Genomic DNA, 18,956 nt, shown 5'->3' with positions numbered 1-18,956 from the left:
CCGCCCGTCAGGGCGGCGGCATCTTCTGGCGATGATCGATCGAGGAGGCGGCCCGGCAAGGGTCGGATCGGCATGAACGAAGCGTCCCCCGTTGGCGATGCGGCGCCCCGCAAGTTCGGCATGGGTGCGGCCGTCAGGCGCAAGGAAGATCCGGCTCTGATCGTCGGACGCGGGCGCTATACCGACGACTACACGCCGGAAGGGACGCTGCGCGCCTTTGTGTTGCGTTCGGCGATGGCGCATGCCCGCATCGTGCTGAACGGGCTGGATGCGGCGCGCGAGGCGCCGGGCGTCCATCTTGTCCTGACGGGCGCCGACGTCGCCCAGTTCAGCGGACCGCCGGCCAAGGAATTTCCGGCCATCGTCGCCGGGACGGAGAGGCATTTTCCACGCCGGCCGCTGCTCGCGGCGGATGTGGTCCGGCATGTCGGCGATCCCGTCGCCTTCGTCGTGGCCGACACGATCGAGGCGGCGCAGGCCGCCGCCGAACTGATCGACATCGACTATGACCCGCTGCCCACCGTGACGGACGCCCGCGCCGCGCTCGCCGCCGATGCGGCGCTCGTCTATCCGGAATTCGGCACCAACGTCGCCTATACGCATCATCGCGGCAGCAAGAGCGCCACCGACGCGGCCTTCGCCAGGGCTGCGCGCGTCGTCAAGATCGACGTCGTCAACCAGCGCCTCGTCGCCAACTACATGGAGGCGCGCGGCGTCGTCGCGGAATATGACGGCGGCGCGGATCGCTTTACGCTGACGCTCGGCACCCAGGGCGGCCACAAGCTGCGCGATATCATCGCCCGCGACATCCTCGGCATCGACCCGAAGAAGATCCGGGTCATCACCCCGGATGTCGGCGGTGGCTTCGGCACGAAGTCGTTCGTCTATCACGAATACCCGCTGGCGGCGCTGGCATCGAAGGCGACAGGCCGGCCGGTGAAGTGGATCCAGGATCGGGGCGACCACTTCCAGATCGACGCCCACGGCCGCGACAACCTCACGACGGCGGAAATCGCGCTCGACGCCGATGGCCGCTTCCTGGCGCTGCGCGTCGACCTGCTCTCCAATCTCGGCGCCTATGTCTCGCAGTACGGCGCAGACATCGCCTGCGGCGGCATCACCATGTCGACCGGGCTCTACGATATTCCGGCCATGGACGTGACCGTGCGCGGCATCCTCACCACGACGACGCCGACGGATGCCTATCGTGGCGCCGGCCGTCCCGAGGCCGCCTATCTGATCGAGCGGCTCGTCGACCTCTGCGGCCGCGAGACCGGCCTCGGCCCGATCGAGATCCGCAAGCGCAACTTCATCCGCCCCGACCAGCTTCCCTATTTGACCCAGGGCGGCCGCAAATACGACACCGGCGATTTCACCGGCCACCTCGACCGCAACCTCGCGATCATGGACTTTGCCGGCTTCGAGGCGCGCGCCGCGGCCTCGAAGCGAAACGGCAAGCTGCGCGGCTTCGGCATCGCCACCTATGTCGAGGCCTGCGCCTTCCCGGGCTCCGAGCCGGCGACGGTGACGCTGAACGCCGACGGCACGCTGACGCTGCTGATCGGCACCCAGACCAATGGGCAGGGCCACGCGACCGCCTATTCGCAGTTCATCGCGCAGCATCTCGGCGTCGGGCTCGACAAGATCGAGGTGATCCAGGGCGATACGGACAAGGTGCCGACCGGCGAGGGCACGGGCGGCTCGCGCTCGATCCCGCTTGGCGCCGTCTCCGTCGATCGTGCCTCCGTCACGCTGGTGAAGCAGCTGAAGGAGATCGCCTCGGACGAGCTCGAGGCCGGCGTCGAGGATCTCGAGCTGGCGGATGGCACCGTCCGCGTCGCCGGCACGGACCAGGCGATCGCCCTTGCCGACCTCGCCAAGCGCGCGAAAAATCCGGCGCTGCTGACGGCGGTCGGCGAGTTCGTGCAGGACGAGTGCACCTATCCGAACGGCACCCACATCGCCGAGGTCGAGATCGACCCGGAGACCGGCGTCACCCAGGTCGTCGATTTCTCGATCTGCGACGATTTCGGCGTCACGGTGAATCCGATCCTGCTGGCCGGCCAGGTGCATGGCGGCGTCGTGCAGGGCATCGGCCAGGCTCTTTACGAGCGCACGGTCTATGACGAGGACGGCCAACTCCTCACCGCCAGCCTGCTCGACTACTGCCTGCCCAAGGCCGACCACTTGCCGAGCCTGCGTTTCGCCACGCACAACGTGCCGTCCACGACCAATGCGATGGGCATCAAGGGCGCGGGTGAGGCGGGAACGATCGGCGCGACCCCGGCCGTGATGAACGCCGTGGTCGATGCCCTCGCGCGGGCCAAGGGCATCACTCATATCGACATGCCGGCGACGCCCGCGCGGGTCTGGGAGGCGCTGCATGCGAGCTAGCCGGGCGGCACCGCGACGACGGCCGGCTTTCGAGGACTGAGCCAGAAACGAAGCCGGGTCGCGTCCTCCGCGACCCATGAAGAAACGGACCGCCCCCCGGTCCGACGGGATCATGGAAACGCCTGAGAAGGGGCAGCCGCTGCTCGGCGTGCTGCTCAAGGTCATCTCGACTATCGCCTTCACGGCGATGGCGACGCTGATCAAGTATATTTCGGACAGCTACCCGCCCGGCGAGGTCGCCTTCTTCCGGTCGGCCTTCGCCCTCGTCCCGGTGCTGATCTGGGTGGCGTGGAATGGCGGCCTGCCGACCGTCTTCATCACGCCACGCATCGGTGGTCACGTCCTGCGCTCGGTCGCCGGAGCGACGTCGATGTTCTTCGGCTTCTCGGCGCTGGCCCGCCTGCCGCTTCAGGACGCCACCGCCATCGGCTATGCCTCGCCGCTGCTGACGGTGGTGCTCGCCGCCGTGCTGCTCAAGGAGGTGATCCGCGTCTATCGCTGGACGGCGGTGGTGATCGGCCTGATCGGCGTGCTGGTGATCCTCTCCGACTATGTCGGCCCGGACAAAGGCCCCGACCGCAGCGCGCTCGGCGCCATGTTCTCCATCCTCGCTGCCTTCTTCGGTGCGCTCGCGGCGACGCAGACCCGCCGCCTCACCTGGTTCGAGACGCCCGGAACCATCGTCGTCTATTTCTCGCTGTTCACGGCGCTGTTCATGCTGCTGACCGCGCCGTTCGGCTGGGCGATGCCGCGGCTGGAGCATCTTCCCTATCTGATCGGCTGCGGCATCTTCGGCGGCATCGGTCAGGTGTTGCTGACGCAGAGCTACCGCTATGGCGAGGCGTCGCTGATCGCGCCGTTCGAATATATCTCGATGCTGTGGGCGATCATCGTCGGCTACCTGCTGTTCAATTCGACCCCGAGCACCACCATGCTGGTCGGATCCGCCATCGTCGTTGCATCTGGCCTGTTCGTGATCTATCGCGAGCATCGACTGGGCCTCAAGCGAAGCCGCGAACGCGCGGCGAAGACTCCGGCGGGGCCGGGGACGTGACCATAAAGGACTGTTGGGTATGACCGCGATCGCAGTGACCATTGCCGGCTCGGATTCGGGCGGCGGCGCCGGGATCCAGGCCGATCTGAAGACGTTCTCCGCCCTCGGAGTCTATGGCGCCTCGGTGATCGCGGCGCTGACGGCGCAGAACACGCTGGGCGTCACGGCGATTCACGACGTGCCCGCCGATTTCGTGACCGCGCAGATCGATGCCGTCTTCTCAGACCTCAAGGTCGACGCGGTGAAGATCGGCATGCTGTCGCAGCCTTCCGTCATCCGCGCCGTGGCGGCGGGCCTCGACCGGTACCGGCAGTCCCATGTCGTGCTGGATCCCGTCATGGTGGCGACGAGCGGCGACATGCTGCTGCGCGACGAGGCCGTCGCGGTCCTCATCGAGGATCTCCTGCCGCGCGCGGCGCTGATCACGCCGAACCTGCGCGAGGCGGCGCGCCTGATCGGTACGGATGTCGCAACCGGGCGGGCCGAGATGGAGGCGCAGGCAGAGGCGCTGCTGCGACTCGGCGCGCGCGCCGTCCTGCTGAAGGGCGGCCACGGCACCGGGCCGGAGAGCGACGATCTCCTCCTGTCGCCGTCGGAGCGACGCTGGTTCACCGCGCCGCGCATCGCCACCGAGAACACGCATGGCACGGGCTGCACGCTTTCCTCGGCCATTGCCGCCGGTCTCGCCAAGGGGCTCGGCATGGACGCCGCGATCGACGCGGCCAAGCGCTACATCACCGAGGCGATCGGTCATGCCGACACGCTCGAGATCGGGCGCGGCCACGGGCCTGTGCATCATTTCTGCGCCTGGTGGTAAGCGCAGCTAGTTGCTGAGGAAGATCGACCGGACCAGGTCCCGGTAGAGCAGGATCTGCCGGGGCAGGATCGTGCCGTCGTGCAGCGCGCGGCCGAGGATCAGGCCGCCTTCCACCAGCGTCGAGATCATGTCGGCCAATGCCTCGACGTCGACTTCATGGCGAGGCGGGTAGCGGGTCGCGATCAGGCGCAGCCGCTCTTCGAACCGGCTGCGCCAGGCCAGCATGCCGGCTGCGTTCAACTCGCGGATTTCCCGGTCGAACAGCTGGTCCTGGTAACAGTAGGACGCCGCGATGCAGCCCGGATGCTGCTCCGGCAGGTCGGCCAGCATCTCAGCGAACAACTTCAGGCCGACGAGGAAGCCGTGCAGCGGGTCGTCGTGAAGCTCGTCGCCGCGCCGGAAGATATCCTCCAGCACGGCGCGATCCTGCTCGAGGTAGCGGAGCAGCAGCGCGCGGGCGAGCTCGTTCTTGTCGCGGAAATGATAGAAGAAGCCGCTCTTGGTGATGCCGACGCCGGCGATCAGCTCGTCGATCGAGGTCGCCGAGAAGCCCTTGGCCAGCACACGCTGTTCCGCGAGGCTCAGTAGCCTTTCGCGCGTGTCGGTCCGAGGGTGAGGCGCGGCGTTCGACATGCCTTACTTTACCATAGGTCAAGTCCGGCTTCCTCTCCTCCATCGCCCGATTGAATCGAGTTCGAAAGTCTTCTTCCTATCCATCTGACAAATATAGTCTTTGCGCATTCCGGGCGGACTGGACCACGCGCTTTCTAGCCGTGGGACGGGGGAGGGATAGAGTCCGTCGCCATCCGAAACCCCAAGGAGGGATGGACGAGATGGCCCGCTACCGAAATGCCCTGCCGCAGCTGACGGATGATCGACTGTTCACCACAGATGGTGGCCTGGAGACGACCCTGATCTTTCACCAGGGGATCGAGCTGCCCGCCTTCGCCGCTTTCGACCTTTTCTGGCGGCCGGACGGGCTCGCCCGCCTGCGGGCCTACTACGACCGCTATGCCGCGCTCGCCCATGCCCGCCGGCTCGGCTTCATCTTGGAGAGCCCGACATGGCGGGCCAACCGCGATTGGGGCGCGCAGATCGGCTATGACGCGGCCGCCCTCGCGTCCAGCAACCGCGCTGCGATCGAGCTGATGTGCGAATTCCGCGATCGCTACGACGGCCCCGAAACGCCGATGGTGATCAGCGGCGACATTGGCCCGCGCGGCGACGGCTACCAGATCGGCCAGAAGATGAGCGCGGACGAGGCGGCCGACTATCACGGCGAGCAGATCCGCACCTTCGCCGCCACCGAAGCGGATTTCGTCAGCGCGATGACGATCAACTATGTCGAGGAGGCGATCGGGCTCGTCCGCGCCGCCGCGGACGCCGAGATGCCGATCGTCATCTCCTTCACGGTCGAGACAGACGGGCGGTTGCCGAGCGGGCAGGAGCTCCGCGATGCGATCGAGACGGTCGAGGGGACGGCAAGCGTCGCACCGGTCTACTTCATGATCAACTGCGCGCACCCGACCCATTTCGAGCGCCTGTTCGGGACGGGCGAGGCCTGGACCAAGCGGATCAAGGGGATCCGGGCCAACGCCTCGAAGCGCAGTCATGCCGAACTCGACAATGCGCCGGATCTCGACGATGGCGACCCGGCCGAGCTCGGCCGCCAGTTCGCGGCGCTTCGGCGGGCATGCCCGGGCCTGAATGTGCTCGGCGGCTGCTGCGGCACCGACTTCCGGCATGTGCAGGCGATCTGCTTCGCCTGCCAGGCGGCTGACCTGGCGGCGTAGCCATGAGCGCGGCGGTCGGTAGATCCCTCGCGGATTGGCCGCTCGCCGTGGCGCGTCAGGCGTCGGCGGTCGCCAAGGGGCGGGGGCTCCGCCGGAGGGGGGGTGCGAGCGACTTCAGGTCCTGTCCGCTTGGATTCTGGAACACGCGCAGGTCGAACTCCGGCAGGATGGCATAGAGGTGATCGAAGATATCCGACTGGATGCCTTCGTAGCGTGCCCAGACGATCGTGTTGGTGAAGGCGTAGATCTCGATCGGCAGGCCGTCCGGACCGGGCGGCATCTGGCGCACGAGGATCGTCATGTCCTGGCGCAGGTCTGGATGGTTCCTGAGGTAGCTTTCCACATAGGCGCGGAAGGTGCCGATATTGGTGGAGCGCCGCCGGTTGGCGGCGAACTTCGCCCGCTCGCCGAGCTTGCCGTTCCAATCCTCCAGTTCGGTCCGCTTTTTGGCCAGATAGGCTTCCAGATGTCCGAACTGCGCCAGCCGGCCGAAATCCTCATCGGTCAGGAAGCGGATGCTGGTCTGGTCGAGATAGAGCGAGCGCTTGATCCGTCGCCCGCCGCTCTCCTGCATGCCGCGCCAGTTCTTGAACGGCTCGGTGACGAGCTTGCGGATCGGCACGGTGGTGATCGTCTTGTCCCAGTTCTGCACCTTCACCGTATGCAGCGCGATCTCGATGACGTCGCCATCGGCGTTCTGGCCGGGCATCTCGATCCAGTCGCCGACGCGGACCATGTCGGTCGAAGAGATCTGGATGCCGGCGACCAGCGACAGCAGCGTGTCCTGGAAGACGAGGATCAGCACGGCGGCCATGGCGCCGAGACCGGAGAGCAAGATGACGGGCGAGCGGTCGATCAGTGTCGCGATGATCAAGAGCGCCGCGATCACATAGACGGCGATCTTCACCACCTGCACATAGCCCTTGATCGGCTTGAGCCGCGCCGACGGCCTGCGATGGTAGAGCGTGTCGACGATGTTGAGCGCGGCGCTGATCGACATCGCCAACGACAGGATGATGAAGGCGTTGGCGACGTTCTTGATGACCGTGACCAGCACCGGCGGCAGCTCCGGCACCAGGTCGATGCCCGCGGAGATTACCAGAGCCGGCATGATGTTGGCGAACCGCTCGATGGCGGCGTGGCGCCTGAGCTCCTCGTCGCGACCGAAGCTCGTCCAGCCGAGCGCCCGGTTGAGCAGCTTCAGGAGCAGCGCCTTGACGACGTAGTTCGCGAAGAGCGCGGCGACGGCAAGAGCGGCCAGCGTCAGCAGGATGTTCAGCCAGTGATGCTGCGTCAGGTACTGTTCGATGCTGCTCAACGGAACTCCTCGCGGGGTGGAGAGGCGGCCAGGGCGCCAGGGTGTCGGTCCCGGTCGGGACGGGAAGCCCGCGCCGTCAGGCGCCCGGCGGGGGCAGGGCGAGGTCGCGGCCCGGAGCGGATGGCTGGACGCCACGAAGCCGCATGTCGCGGCGCGCCGAAAGTGACGAAGGCGATCGCGCCCGTCAACACCGGATGGCCATGCGCAAACGAAAACGGCCGGCGCTGGGCGCCGGCCGTTCGTATTCTCAGCAGCTTCGATCAGCCCTTGTAGGCGACGAATTCCTGCTCCTGGTCGCCCAGGCCCTGGATGCCGAGGCGGACCTTGTCGCCGGCCTTCAGGAAGCGCGGCGGCTTCATGCCCATGCCGACGCCCGGCGGGGTACCCGTCGTGATGACGTCGCCGGGATCGAGTTGCAGGAACTGACTGATGTAGCTGACCAGATGCGCAACGCCGAAGATCATCGTCTTGGTGTTGCCGGTCTGCACGCGCTCGCCATTGAGGTCGAGATACATGTCGAGGTTCTGGATGTCGGCGACCTCGTCCGGCGTGACCAGGTAGGGGCCGAGCGGACCGAAGGTCGGCGAACCCTTGCCCTTCATCCACTGGCCGCCGCGCTCGGTCTGGAACGCGCGCTCCGAGACGTCGTGGCAGACGGCGTAGCCGGCGACGTAGTTGATCGCGTCGGCTTCCGACACATAGCTCGCGGTCTTGCCGATGACGATCGCCAGCTCGACTTCCCAGTCGGTCTTTTCCGAACCCTTGGGGATCGTGACGTTGTCGTTCGGGCCGACGATGCAGTTCGGGGCCTTGTTGAACAGGATCGGCTCGGCCGGGATCGGCATGTTGGTTTCATGCGCGTGGTCGACATAGTTCAGGCCGACGGCGATGAAGTTGCGCGTTCCGTTGACAACCGGGCCAAGGCGCGTGCCGGCCGGCACGACCGGCAGCGAAGCCGGGTCGACCTTGGCGATCTCGGCGATGGCGCCGTTCTTGAGCGTCTCGGGGGTGATGTCGGAGATGACGCCCGACAGGTCGCGAATCGTGCCGTCCTTGGCGAGGAGGCCGGGCTTCTCCGCGCCAGCGGCACCGAAGCGAAGGAGTTTCATTGGTAATTTCTCCGTGTTGGCGGGCCGGATCATGGTCGAGGGGACGCTGGCATGCAAGCCCAGATGTCTGATGACTGGAGCAATGCAGTTTGGCCCACAGGGAACAGCTGCGACGTCGGCCGGGCCGGGCTATAAACGTCAGCAATATTGACCTATTAGACCCGGTGTGCCACGAGTGGGACACGCGGGGGAAACATCGTGGATCAGGTTCTGGCAATTCTGGGTTTTGCCCTGGTGACGGCGTTCACGCCGGGGCCGAACAACACCATGCTGATGATTTCCGGCGCCAACTGGGGCATGGTCCCCAGCGTTCCGCACATGCTCGGGATCACCTTCGGCTTTCCCGTCATGGTATTCGCCGTCGGCATGGGCCTCGGTGGCGTATTCGAGGCCTATCCGCTCCTCCACGACATCCTGAAATACGGCTCCTTCCTCTATCTCGTCTATCTCGCCTGGAAGCTGGCGCGGGCCGGTCGGCACGATGCGAGCGGCGCGCGGCAGGGGCGTCCAATGAGCTTTCTCGCCGCCGCCCTGTTCCAGTGGATCAATCCGAAGGCCTGGATCATGGCGATCAGCGCCATGGCCCTGTTCGTGCCGGCGGGCAGCGCCATGCTGCCGGCCGTGTTGCTGCTCGCGGCCATCTTCGCGCTGACGTCGCTGCCCTCGGCCGCGACCTGGTGCCTGTTCGGGACGGCGATCGCCCGTTTCCTCGACAATGACCGGCGTGTCGCGATCTTCAACGGCGCGATGGCCATTCTGCTCGTCTTGTCGATGGTGCCGACGCTCTTCTGACCGCTGTCACAAATCTGTGGTTCGTGTCGGCTAAGCAATCGGCAACGGTTTCTTGGACGAGGACGAATCAAGACCATGCCGAGCCGTGCCGCGCCCCGCCACATGCGCACGCTTTTCCTGTCCGATATCCATCTCGGAACTCGGGGAAGCCAGGCTGATCTATTGCTCGACTTCCTGAAATGGCATGACGCCGAGACGATCTATCTCGTCGGCGACATCATCGACGGCTGGAGACTGAAGAAGGGCTGGTACTGGCCGCAGCCCCACAATGACGTCGTCCAGAAGTTGCTGCGCAAGGCGCGCAAGGGCGCGCGGCTGGTCTACATCCCTGGCAATCACGACGAGTTCCTGCGCGACTATCTCGGCACGCATCTCGGCGGCGTCGAGCTCGTTGACCGCGCCATCCACGAGACGGCGGACGGCAAGCGCCTGCTGGTGATCCACGGCGACCAGTTCGACGTCGTGGTGCGGCATGCCAAATGGCTCGCCTTCCTCGGCGACCATGCCTACAACCTCGCCCTGGCGCTCAACACCGTGGTCGGCAAGGTCCGGCGCAAGCTCGGCTTCGAATACTGGTCGCTCTCCGCCTGGGCCAAGCTCAAGGTCAAGAATGCCGTCAGCTTCATCGGCGCCTTCGAGCAGGCGCTCTTGACCGAGGCGCGGCGCGTCGGCGCCGATGGCGTCGTCTGCGGCCACATCCATCACGCCGCCATCCGCGATGATCGCGACATCCGCTACATCAACACGGGCGACTGGGTCGAGAGCTGCACGGCGATCGTCGAGCACCATGACGGCCGGATCGAGATGGTGCGCTGGGCCGACCTTGCGCCGCTCTATGCCGGCGCGCGGCAGGATGAACCGGAGATCGACAAGGTCGCCGCATGAGCCGCATCCTGATCGCGAGCGACGCCTGGCATCCGCAGATCAACGGTGTCGTGCGGACGCTGGAGCGATTGGCCCGGCAGCTGCCGGAATTCGGCGCGACGCCGATCCTCCTGACGCCCGAGGGCTACCGGACGGTTCCGTGCCCGACCTATCCGGAGATCCGCCTCACCATCGCCCCGCCGGGTGCGATCGGCCGGCGTCTCGATGCGATCGCGCCCGACCACGTCCATATCGCTACCGAGGGGCCGATCGGCCATGCCGTCCGTCGCTGGTGCCTGAAGCGCCGGCGCATCTTCACGACCAGCTACCACACCCGCTTTCCGGAATATCTGGCCGCAAGGCTGCCAGTGCCGGTCGACTGGACCTATGCGGTCCTGCGACGCTTCCATAATGCCGGCGCCGGCTGCATGGTCGCGACCGCCTCGCTCGAGGCCGAACTCGCGAGCCGAGGCTTCCGGCACCTGATGCGCTGGTCGCGCGGAGTCGACGCGGATCTCTTCCGGCCGGATCGCCACTCGGCCGAAATCGCGGACCTGCCGCGCCCGATCCATCTCTATGTCGGCCGGGTCGCCGTGGAGAAGAATATCGGCGCCTTCCTCGACCTGAAGCTTCCGGGCAGCAAGGTCGTCGTCGGCGATGGTCCGGCGCTCGAGGCGCTTCGGCGCGCGCATCCCGAGGTGACGTTTCTCGGCGCCCGGGTCGGCGAGGCGCTGGCCGATATCTATGCGACCTCCGATTGCTTCGTGTTTCCGAGCCGCACCGACACGTTCGGCGTCGTCATGCTGGAGGCGATGGCCTCGGGCGTGCCCGTTGCGGCCTATCCGGTCGCGGGACCGCGCGATGTCGTCGGCGATACCGGCGCCGGGGTGCTGGACGAGGATCTCGGTCGCGCCGTCGAGGCCGCGCTCGCGATTTCGCGCGAGCACTGTCGGGCGGTCGCGCTGCGCCATTCCTGGCAGGCGGCGACGCGGCAGTTTCTCGACAATGTCGTCGCCGCGCAAAAGGGCTGCGCGACGCCCGTCTTGGTGTAAGCTCGGGCCCTCGCGCAGGCTGACCCGGACAGGCTGATGACCCCCGACATCGAAGACATTCGCATCGCGGCCCGGCGTATCGCGGCTGAGGCCGTTCGCACGCCACTGCTTTCCAACGCCGCCCTCGACCAGCTGGTGGGCGGCCGCGTCTACCTGAAGTGCGAAAATCTGCAGCGCACCGGGTCGTTCAAGTTCCGCGGCGCCTACAACGCGATCGCCTCGCTCGGCGACGACGTGCGCGCCCGGGGCATCGTCGCTTCCTCGTCCGGCAATCACGCGCAGGGCATCGCCGAGGCCGCGCGGCTGTTCGGCGCCTCCGCTACCATCGTCATGCCGGCCGATGCGCCGGCCTCGAAGCGCGAAGGCACGGCGCGGCGCGGTGCGACGATCGTCGCCTACGACCGCGCCAGAGACGACCGGGATGCCATCACGGCAGGGATTGTGGCGGAGCGGGGCGCCGAACTGATCCACGCCTACAATGATCGCCGCGTCATCGCGGGGCAGGGGACGATCGGCCTGGAGATATCCGACGAACTCGCGGCGCGCGGCGAGCGGGCCGACGTCGTCATCGTTCCGTGCGGCGGTGGCGGCTTGTCTGCCGGCGTGGGGGTCGCCCTCGCGGCGACGAGCCCGGGCACGCAGGTCTATCTCGCCGAGCCGGAAGGGTTCGATGACTATGGCCGCTCGCTGGCGTCCGGGGCGATCGAGCGCAATGCCCGCACCGGCGGCTCCGTCTGCGATGCGTTGCTCGCGCCGCAGCCCGGCGCGCTCGGCTTCGCCGTCAATCGCGAGACTGGTGCGCGAGGCGTGACCGTGTCGGATGCCGAGGCGCTCGCAGCTGTGGCCTTCGCCTTCCGGACGCTGAAGCTGGTCGTCGAGCCGGGTGGGGCCGTCGCTTTGGCGAGCCTGCTCAGCCGGCGCGTCGACGCCAGGGACCGCACCACCGTCATCGTTCTGTCCGGCGGCAATATGGATCCGGATATCCTGGGACGCGCGCTCGCCGCCTGAATTTCGAGCCTCCCGTTTGCGTGCGCGTCCGGCTATCTTGCAGGTCACGCCGCGCGGCTCCGATCGAAAAGCGCGGTGCCCCCCTTCCGCCGCGGATCCGCGCCGGCATTTTCAGATCGGCAGGATTTCCATGGTCGCCGCGCCGCGCCACTTCGGCCCTCGCATTTCGCTCTTCTATATCGGCTTCTTCGTCGTCGGCGGGCTGATGACGCCGTTCTTCCCGGCCTGGCTCAAGCTGCGCGGGCTGACGCCGGAGCAGATCGGCGTCTGCCTCGCCTTTCCGCTGGCGCTCCGGCTTTTGATCATGCCGGCCGCGAGCGCCTTCGTCGACCGCGCCCCCAACCGGCGCTTCGCCATCGTGCTGTTCACCATCCTGGCGCTGCTGAGCTTCGTTCCGGCAACGCTCGTCGAGGGATACTGGCCGATCCTGCTGCTGACGGGTGTCGCCACCGCCATTTTCGGCCTGGCCATGCCGGCGATCGACGCGCTGGCGCTGACCGGGGTGCGCCGCTTCGCGCTCGACTACGGCAAGATGCGCGTCTGGGGCTCGATCAGCTTCATCGTCGTCAGCCTGGGGGGCGGGCTCGTCTTTGGCCAGTTCGGCGGATCGGCGCTGTCGTTGATGCTGATCGGCGGCTATGCGATCGCGGTCGCGTCGGCCTTCCTGCTGCCGGTCACGCCGCCAGACATCCGCGCCGCTGATGACGCGGCGAAGCCTCCCGAGGAATCGGCCCGCGCGATCCTGACCCGCCGCCCGTTCCTGATCGTCGTCGGTGCCACGTCGCTCATCAATGCGAGCCACGCGGTCCTCTATTCCTTCGGGACGATCTACTGGGAGGAGCTGGGGTTCAGCGGCAGCGAGATCGGCCTGCTATGGGCCATCGGCGTCGTGGCCGAGATCGGTATGTTCGCGCTGTCGGGACGGGCTTTGCGCCGCATGTCGGCCGAGCGTCTGATCCTGATCGGCGCGATCGCCTCGATCGTCCGCTGGCTGCTGTTTCCGTTCGCTACCGGGCTCGCGACGTCGCTGGCCCTGCAGCTGCTGCATGCGCTGACCTTCGCGGCCGCCTATGCCGGCATGCAGCTCGCCATCGCGCGCGACGTGCCGGAGCGGATGATGGCTTCGGCCCAGGGCATTTCCCAGACGGCGGCGGGCGTGGTCCTCGCCCTGACGACCATCCTGTCGGGGCCGCTCTATGGCCATCTTGGCGCGATGGCTTTCCCGACCATGGCGGTCGGCGGCGTTCTCGCCGTGATCGTCCTGCTGTTGCCGCGCGGCGGTATCAGCCCCACAGCGCCGGAGGCGGAGGGCTGACAAGGCTGCCCTCATAGGCGAGGCCGGGCTCGCGGTCGCGCGCCAGCAGCAGCGGGCCGTCGAGATCGACGAAATCGGCCTGCTGCGCCAGCAGCACGGCGGGCGCCATGGCGAGCGAGGTGCCGACCATGCAGCCGACCATGATGGCGAAGTCCCGTGCGCGCGCCGCCTCGGCGAGCCGGAGCGCCTCGGTGAGGCCGCCGGTCTTGTCCAGCTTGATGTTGACCGCGTCATAGCGCCCGGCCAGATGGCCGAGGTCGCCGGAGACATGCAGGCTCTCGTCGGCGCAAACCGGCACGAGGCGTTCGACGTCCGCCAGCAACGCGTCGTTGTCGGCGGGCAGGGGCTGTTCGATCAGCTCGACGGCCGCTTCCACGCAGGCCCGCATGTTGGCGTCGAAATCCGCTGCCGACCAGGCCTCGTTGGCATCGACGATGAGGCGGCTCTGCGGTGCGCCCCGTCGCACCGCCGCGATGCGATCGGCGTCACCCGCGCCGCCGAGCTTGACCTTGAGCAATGACCGGTGCGCCGCATTGCGTGCGGCTTCCTCCATGCGCTCCGGCGTTCCGAGGCTCAGCGTATAGGCGGTCAGCAGCGCGTGCGGTGCTTCGAGGCCGAGGCGCTGCGCGACCGGCCGGCCGCTCGCCTTCGCTTCGAGGTCCCAGAGCGCGCAGTCGATCGCGTTGCGCGCCGCTCCGGGCAGCATGGCCGATTGCAGGTTGGCGCGATCGGGCACGCCGCCCGGCCGGACGCCGACGGCGTCGATCGCCGCCACGACGCCTTCGACGGTCTCGCCATAGCGGGCGTAGGGCACGCATTCACCACGCCCGACGAACCGGCCATCCGTCACCGCCACGGTGACGACGGTCGCCTCGGTGCGGGACCCGCGCGAGATGACGAAGCTGCCGGCGATCGGCCAGCGTTCGACGGCGACGGTAAGCGAAAGGGTCATGGAGCGGGGAATTCCTGCAGGATGCGGTCGACGATCGGCCCGACTCCGGTGCGGATCGGATCGACGGCCGGAATATCATGCGCGGTCGTCGTTTCGTCCAGCAGCCGAAGCGCGTCGTCCTCGTCCAGCGCCTGCGTGTTGATGGCGATGCCGACGCAGCGGATCGCCGGGTTGGTGAGGCTGCCGCAGATGCGCGTCAGATCGATCACCTGGCGGATCGTCGGCAGCGCATGACGGACGCCGCGCATGGTCCTGCGGGTTGGCTCGTGACAGACGACGAAGGCGTCGGGCTGCGCGCCATGCAGAAGTCCGAGCGACACGCCGGCGAAGGAGGGATGGTAGAGCGAGCCCTGTCCCTCGATCAGGTCCCAGTGGCTGGGCTCGGCGTCGGGCGAGAGCCATTCGACCGCGCCTGAAATGAAGTCGGCGACCACCGCGTCGATGGCGACGCCGCGTCCCGATATGAACACGCCGGTTTGCCCCGTCGCCCGGAAGTCGGCGTCGAGGCCCGCCGCGCGCATGCCGCGCTCCAGCGCCAGCGCCGTGTATTTCTTGCCCACCGAGCAATCCGTCCCGACGGTCAGCAGGCGCAGGCCTGACCGCTTCGTGCCCTTGCCGGTGTCGAAACGCTGGGTGGCGTGCCGGACGTCGTAGAGGCGCCGGCCCCAGCGGGCGGCGGCGGCGCGGATGGCCGGATGGTCGCCGAGCCGCGAATGCAGGCCCGAGGCGACGTCATAGCCGGCATCGAGCGCCGCGACGATCGTGTCGACCCAGTGGCCGGGCAGGACGCCGCCGGCATTGACGGCGCCGACGATCAGTGTTTTCGCCCCGGCCGCCCTGCCTTCCTGCAGCGTCATGTCGGGAAGGCCGGCATCGGCGCCGCAGCCTTCGAATCGCAACTGCCCGACGCACCATTCCGGTCGCCAGTCGACGATCCCCAGCGCGGTCTTGGCCGCCAGCGGGTCCGGAACGTCACCCAAAAACAACAGGTATGGTGTTGCGATCTCCATCCCGACTTCCTTTCCCGCCAAGGGCTTGCCCGGACTTCCGTGCTCGTGCGATCACCAACAGGACGTGGAAGCTTAGGAGGCGCTCCTCGGCGTCACAAGGGCCACGAGCCCCCGTGGCCGCCCGGATCGAGGCGTCGAACGCGGAGCAGACGTGGCGACGGCGACAACAACAGCACCGCAACTCGAACGCTCGGAACAGGCCGGGCAGGTTCGCCTGCGTGCCGTCGGTCCCTGGACGGTTCGGAGCGCCGGCGGGCTGGAGCCGGAAATCGATGCCGCCGTCGCTTCGATCACCGGCGCGACGCAGCTCGATCTCTCCGGCATCGAGCAGATCGATACCGCGGGCGCCTGGCTGATCACGCGGCTGGAGCGGGGCCTGCGGGCGAAGCATGCGGACATCACCGTCGAGGGCGCCTCGAGCAACACCCAGCGCCTGCTCGACGCGCTGGATCCCGCCGAACGCGAGATTCCTCCGTCTCCCGTCCAGATCGGCGTGGCGCAGGAGCTGATCGAGAGCATCGGCCGGGCTATCTATCTGTCGTGGAAGGATCTTCGTTCCGGTCTCACCATCCTCGGCGGCGTGACGCGCGGCTTCGTCAAGGCGATCCGCCACCCGGCACGCTTTCGCGTGACCTCGATCGTTGCGCATGTCGACCGCATGGGCCTGCGCGCCGTGCCGATCATCGCGCTGATGTCGCTCCTGATCGGCGCGATCATCGCGCAGCAGGGAGCCTTCCAGCTGCGGGCCTTCGGCGCCTCCATTTTCGTCGTCGACCTGGTCGGCATTCTGGTGCTGCGCGAGATCGGCGTGCTGCTGACCGCGATCATGATCGCCGGCCGATCCGGAAGCGCGATCACGGCCGAGATCGGCGCGATGAAGATGCGCGAGGAGGTCGACGCCCTGAGCGTCATCGGCCTCGACCCTGTCGAAGTGCTGATCCTGCCCCGGATCCTGGGGCTGATCATCGCCCTGCCGATGCTCGCCTTCATCGCCGACATCATGGCGCTGGTCGGAGCGGGTCTCGTGAGCTGGGTCTATATCGGCCTGCCGCCCGAGGCGTTCATCGACCGGCTGCGCGACGCCGTTGCGCTCAACACGCTGTTTGTCGGGCTGATCAAGGCGCCCTTCATGGCGCTGATCATCGGCATCGTCGCAGCGTCGGAAGGCCTGAACACGCGCGGCAGCGCCGCCTCGCTCGGCCAGCAGACCACGGCCGCCGTCGTCAAGGCGATCTTCATGGTCATCGTCGTCGACGGCCTCTTCGCGATGTATTTCGCCGCGGTGAACTATTGATGGCTCAGCAATCCGATCCGCATGGCAACGAGAAGGAGGTGGTGATCCGCGGCACGGGGATCACGGTCGGATTCGGCGAACGCCTGATCCTCGAGAACCTCGACATCGACGTCTATCGCGGCGAGATCCTCGGCGTCGTCGGCGCGTCCGGCACGGGCAAGTCCGTGCTGCTGCGGACGATCCTGGGGTTGCAGGCGAAGCGGGCCGGATCGGTCGAGATCTTCGGAACGCCCTATGACGACGCCGATCCGGAAACGCGCTCCGCCATCGACCGCCGGCTTGGCGTCCTGTTCCAGCAGGGCGCGCTGTTCTCGTCCTTGACCGTGCTGCAGAACATCCAGTTTCCCATGCGGGAGCATCTCGATCTCTCGCCGCGCCTGATGGACGAACTGGCGCGCCTCAAGATCGAGCTGGTGGGGCTGGCGCCCGAGGCGGCCGACCGGATGCCGTCGGAGCTGTCGGGGGGCATGATCAAGCGCGCGAGCCTCGCGCGCGCCCTGGCGCTCGATCCCGACATCGTCTTTCTCGACGAGCCGACCTCCGGGCTCGATCCGATCGGCGCGGCCGAGTTCGACGAGCTGATCGCGACCCTGCGCGATACTTTGGGGCTGACGGTGTTCATGGTAACGCATGACCTCGACAGCCTGTACACGGTCTGCGACCGAATCGCGGTATTGGGTGACCGCCATGTTCTGATCGAGGGGACGATTCACGAGCTTCTCGCTTTCGATCATCCCTGGGTCCAGAGATATTTCCGCGGCGCGCGCGCGCGTCGCCTGGAGAGTTCAGTTTAATGGAAACACGCGCCAATTATGCGACCATCGGCCTGTTCACGATTGGCGTGATCGTCGCGTGTTTCGTGTTTGTCTACTGGCTTGCCCGCTATGACGAGAGCGGCATCCGCAAACCGATGCGCATCCTCATTCCGGGTTCCGTCACCGGGCTCGCGCCGGGCAGTCAGGTCCTGTTCAACGGCATTCGTGTCGGCGAAGTCCGCACGCTCCGGATCAATCCGGCCGATCCGAACGAGGTCGAGGCCATGGTCGGCGTGGATCCGAACCAGCCGATCAAGGCCGATACCAGGGCGACCCTCGGCATTCAGGGCCTGACCGGCATCGCCTTCATCGAACTGAAGGGCGGCTCCGGCAAGCTGCCGAACCTGCTCGACCAGCCCGGCATCCCGACGCTCGAGGCCCAGGGCTCCGGCCTGCAGGACCTGATCGCCAGCGCCCAGGAGCTGGTCACCAAGGTCAACACGGCCGTCGACCGGGTCAACGGCTTCATCGACACCGCCGAACCGTCGCTGACGACCTCGATCAAGAACGTCCAGACCTTCACCGACGCGTTGGCCGAGAATTCGGCGGGCGTGAAGGAGTTCATGAGCAATTTCGGCGACCTCTCGACCAAGCTCGGGTCGCTTTCCGAGAGTCTGGGCGGGGCCGTCGCCAAGGCCGACAAGATCATCTCCGCCGTCGATCCGTCCAAGGTCGCCGAGACGATCGACAATGTCGGCAAGGTCACGAAGCGGCTGTCCGACTCGTCCGACGCCTTCCCGGAAATCATCGCCAATGTGAAGCAGATTTCCGAGCAGCTGGAGACGGCGCTCCAGGGCGCCCAGCAGATCATCACCGCCATCCAGGTCGAGAAGGTGAAGAGCACGATCAACGACATCGCCACGATCGCGCGCCGGGTTCAGGATGCCACGGTCGATGTCAACAAGATCGTCTCCGACGCCGGCAAGACAGTTGCCGACGCGAAGGATTTCGTCGCCAACGTGAAGAACAAGCAGGCGGACATCAACCTGATCGTCGATAACACCCGCGACATGGTCCAGAAGCTGAACGCCGCCTCGACCCGTATCGACGGCATTCTCGGCAAAGTTCAAGACCTCGTGACTGATCCGAACGGCAAGAACTTCTTCGCCGAGGCGACGGCCGCCGCCGCGTCGATCCGCAAGGTGGCGGAGGCGTTCCAGGGCCGGGCCAGCCAGATCGCCGATAACCTCGCGAACTTCACCGGCCAGGGCCTGCGCAACGTCGACGGCTTGGTTGATCAGCTGCGGCGCACGACGACGCAGTTCGATCGGACGCTGAACTCCATCCAGAGCAATCCACAGCGCCTGATCTTTGGAAATCCCACGGTACAGGACTACAACCGGAAATGACGCAGACCGGGGCACGGCCA

17 protein-coding genes are annotated in these 18,956 nt (G+C 67.0%); 12 read left to right on the top strand and 5 right to left on the bottom strand.

Annotation, left to right across the window (positions count from 1 at the left end):
* Positions 1 to 72: 72 nt before the first annotated feature.
* The 3 genes from G539_RS0103715 to thiD all read left to right on the top strand — a co-directional run bounded on the left by G539_RS0103715 (position 73) and on the right by thiD (position 4,265).
* Positions 73 to 2,394, top strand: coding sequence for a xanthine dehydrogenase family protein molybdopterin-binding subunit (locus G539_RS0103715; RefSeq protein WP_051231056.1), 2,322 nt, complete (start codon positions 73 to 75; stop codon positions 2,392 to 2,394).
* Positions 2,395 to 2,506: 112 nt separating this feature from the next.
* Entirely contained in the window at positions 2,507 to 3,448 is a 942-nt protein-coding gene (locus G539_RS0103710; protein WP_029074007.1) for a DMT family transporter, read from the top strand.
* Positions 3,449 to 3,467: 19 nt separating this feature from the next.
* Positions 3,468 to 4,265 (top strand): bifunctional hydroxymethylpyrimidine kinase/phosphomethylpyrimidine kinase, encoded by a 798-nt coding sequence (thiD, locus tag G539_RS0103705; RefSeq protein ID WP_029074006.1) that lies wholly within the window; start codon positions 3,468 to 3,470, stop codon positions 4,263 to 4,265.
* A gap of 6 nt (positions 4,266 to 4,271) precedes the next feature.
* On the opposite strand, the gene G539_RS0103700 is transcribed toward thiD, so the two are convergent.
* Positions 4,272 to 4,898 carry a TetR/AcrR family transcriptional regulator gene (locus G539_RS0103700; RefSeq protein ID WP_029074005.1) on the bottom strand — a complete coding sequence of 209 codons (627 nt, stop codon included), beginning with the start codon at positions 4,896 to 4,898 and terminating at the stop codon, positions 4,272 to 4,274.
* Between the two features lie 200 nt (positions 4,899 to 5,098).
* On the opposite strand from G539_RS0103700, the gene G539_RS0103695 reads away from it, so the two are divergent.
* Complete coding sequence (locus tag G539_RS0103695; protein WP_029074004.1) at positions 5,099 to 6,058, top strand: homocysteine S-methyltransferase family protein; 960 nt, start codon at positions 5,099 to 5,101, stop codon at positions 6,056 to 6,058.
* A gap of 55 nt (positions 6,059 to 6,113) precedes the next feature.
* Here the strand turns inward: G539_RS0103695 and G539_RS23580 are convergent, their stop codons facing one another.
* Both G539_RS23580 and G539_RS0103685 read right to left on the bottom strand, forming a co-directional pair.
* Positions 6,114 to 7,367, bottom strand: a complete 1,254-nt coding sequence (locus G539_RS23580) for a mechanosensitive ion channel family protein (RefSeq protein WP_051231110.1) — start codon at positions 7,365 to 7,367, stop codon at positions 6,114 to 6,116.
* Positions 7,368 to 7,636: 269 nt separating this feature from the next.
* Positions 7,637 to 8,485: a fumarylacetoacetate hydrolase family protein gene (locus tag G539_RS0103685; RefSeq protein ID WP_029074003.1), complete on the bottom strand. Its 849-nt coding sequence runs from the start codon at positions 8,483 to 8,485 to the stop codon at positions 7,637 to 7,639.
* 198 nt (positions 8,486 to 8,683) lie between these two features.
* Between G539_RS0103685 and G539_RS0103680 the strand changes: the two genes are divergently transcribed.
* The 5 genes from G539_RS0103680 (at position 8,684) to G539_RS0103660 (ending at position 13,516) form a co-directional block, all read left to right on the top strand.
* A complete protein-coding gene (locus tag G539_RS0103680) occupies positions 8,684 to 9,277 on the top strand; it encodes a LysE family translocator (protein WP_029074002.1) in 594 nt (197 codons plus the stop codon).
* A gap of 75 nt (positions 9,278 to 9,352) precedes the next feature.
* Positions 9,353 to 10,162: a UDP-2,3-diacylglucosamine diphosphatase gene (locus G539_RS23575; protein WP_051231055.1), complete on the top strand. Its 810-nt coding sequence runs from the start codon at positions 9,353 to 9,355 to the stop codon at positions 10,160 to 10,162.
* Positions 10,159 to 11,193, top strand: a complete 1,035-nt coding sequence (locus G539_RS0103670; protein ID WP_029074001.1) for a glycosyltransferase family 4 protein — start codon at positions 10,159 to 10,161, stop codon at positions 11,191 to 11,193. The genes G539_RS23575 and G539_RS0103670 overlap by 4 nt, the downstream gene beginning before the upstream one ends.
* A gap of 36 nt (positions 11,194 to 11,229) precedes the next feature.
* Entirely contained in the window at positions 11,230 to 12,201 is a 972-nt protein-coding gene (locus tag G539_RS0103665) for a threonine ammonia-lyase (protein WP_029074000.1), read from the top strand.
* A 130-nt stretch (positions 12,202 to 12,331) separates the two neighbouring features.
* Positions 12,332 to 13,516, top strand: coding sequence for an MFS transporter (locus tag G539_RS0103660; protein WP_029073999.1), 1,185 nt, complete (start codon positions 12,332 to 12,334; stop codon positions 13,514 to 13,516).
* On the opposite strand, the gene dgcA is transcribed toward G539_RS0103660, so the two are convergent.
* Positions 13,485 to 14,468 (bottom strand): N-acetyl-D-Glu racemase DgcA, encoded by a 984-nt coding sequence (dgcA, locus tag G539_RS0103655; protein ID WP_029073998.1) that lies wholly within the window; start codon positions 14,466 to 14,468, stop codon positions 13,485 to 13,487. The genes G539_RS0103660 and dgcA overlap by 32 nt on opposite strands.
* Positions 14,465 to 15,478, bottom strand: coding sequence for an N-acetyltransferase DgcN (dgcN, locus tag G539_RS0103650; protein WP_029073997.1), 1,014 nt, complete (start codon positions 15,476 to 15,478; stop codon positions 14,465 to 14,467). Before dgcN ends, dgcA begins: the two co-directional genes overlap by 4 nt.
* Positions 15,479 to 15,629: 151 nt before the next feature.
* On the opposite strand from dgcN, the gene G539_RS0103645 reads away from it, so the two are divergent.
* Genes G539_RS0103645 through G539_RS0103635 form a run of 3 tightly spaced genes read left to right on the top strand, consistent with a single transcriptional unit; the run spans position 15,630 to position 18,936 of the window.
* Entirely contained in the window at positions 15,630 to 16,772 is a 1,143-nt protein-coding gene (locus tag G539_RS0103645; RefSeq protein ID WP_029073996.1) for an ABC transporter permease, read from the top strand.
* The gene (locus G539_RS0103640) at positions 16,772 to 17,566 is read left to right on the top strand and encodes an ABC transporter ATP-binding protein (protein WP_029073995.1); all 795 of its coding nucleotides are present in this window, start codon (positions 16,772 to 16,774) and stop codon (positions 17,564 to 17,566) included. Before G539_RS0103645 ends, G539_RS0103640 begins: the two co-directional genes overlap by 1 nt.
* Positions 17,566 to 18,936 (top strand): MlaD family protein, encoded by a 1,371-nt coding sequence (locus tag G539_RS0103635; RefSeq protein WP_029073994.1) that lies wholly within the window; start codon positions 17,566 to 17,568, stop codon positions 18,934 to 18,936. Before G539_RS0103640 ends, G539_RS0103635 begins: the two co-directional genes overlap by 1 nt.
* Positions 18,937 to 18,956: the final 20 nt, after the last annotated feature.

This window comes from Kaistia adipata DSM 17808, assembly GCF_000423225.1.
Classification (GTDB): domain Bacteria; phylum Pseudomonadota; class Alphaproteobacteria; order Rhizobiales; family Kaistiaceae; genus Kaistia; species Kaistia adipata.
This window is presented reverse-complemented; position numbering and strand designations above follow the sequence as displayed.

Excerpts from the sequence above, each read along its gene's own strand:
- G539_RS0103670 (WP_029074001.1), top strand. The coding sequence starts at position 10,159 with ATGAGCCGCATCCTGATCGCGAGCGACGCCTGGCATCCGCAGATCAAC.
- G539_RS0103700 (WP_029074005.1), bottom strand. The coding sequence starts at position 4,898 with ATGTCGAACGCCGCGCCTCACCCTCGGACCGACACGCGCGAAAGGCTA.
- thiD (WP_029074006.1), top strand. The coding sequence starts at position 3,468 with ATGACCGCGATCGCAGTGACCATTGCCGGCTCGGATTCGGGCGGCGGC.
- G539_RS0103715 (WP_051231056.1), top strand. The coding sequence starts at position 73 with ATGAACGAAGCGTCCCCCGTTGGCGATGCGGCGCCCCGCAAGTTCGGC.
- G539_RS0103695 (WP_029074004.1), top strand. The coding sequence starts at position 5,099 with ATGGCCCGCTACCGAAATGCCCTGCCGCAGCTGACGGATGATCGACTG.
- G539_RS0103665 (WP_029074000.1), top strand. The coding sequence starts at position 11,230 with ATGACCCCCGACATCGAAGACATTCGCATCGCGGCCCGGCGTATCGCG.
- G539_RS0103640 (WP_029073995.1), top strand. The coding sequence starts at position 16,772 with ATGGCTCAGCAATCCGATCCGCATGGCAACGAGAAGGAGGTGGTGATC.
- G539_RS23575 (WP_051231055.1), top strand. The coding sequence starts at position 9,353 with ATGCCGAGCCGTGCCGCGCCCCGCCACATGCGCACGCTTTTCCTGTCC.
- dgcA (WP_029073998.1), bottom strand. The coding sequence starts at position 14,468 with ATGACCCTTTCGCTTACCGTCGCCGTCGAACGCTGGCCGATCGCCGGC.
- dgcN (WP_029073997.1), bottom strand. The coding sequence starts at position 15,478 with ATGGAGATCGCAACACCATACCTGTTGTTTTTGGGTGACGTTCCGGAC.
- G539_RS0103635 (WP_029073994.1), top strand. The coding sequence starts at position 17,566 with ATGGAAACACGCGCCAATTATGCGACCATCGGCCTGTTCACGATTGGC.
- G539_RS0103660 (WP_029073999.1), top strand. The coding sequence starts at position 12,332 with ATGGTCGCCGCGCCGCGCCACTTCGGCCCTCGCATTTCGCTCTTCTAT.
- G539_RS0103685 (WP_029074003.1), bottom strand. The coding sequence starts at position 8,485 with ATGAAACTCCTTCGCTTCGGTGCCGCTGGCGCGGAGAAGCCCGGCCTC.
- G539_RS0103710 (WP_029074007.1), top strand. The coding sequence starts at position 2,507 with ATGGAAACGCCTGAGAAGGGGCAGCCGCTGCTCGGCGTGCTGCTCAAG.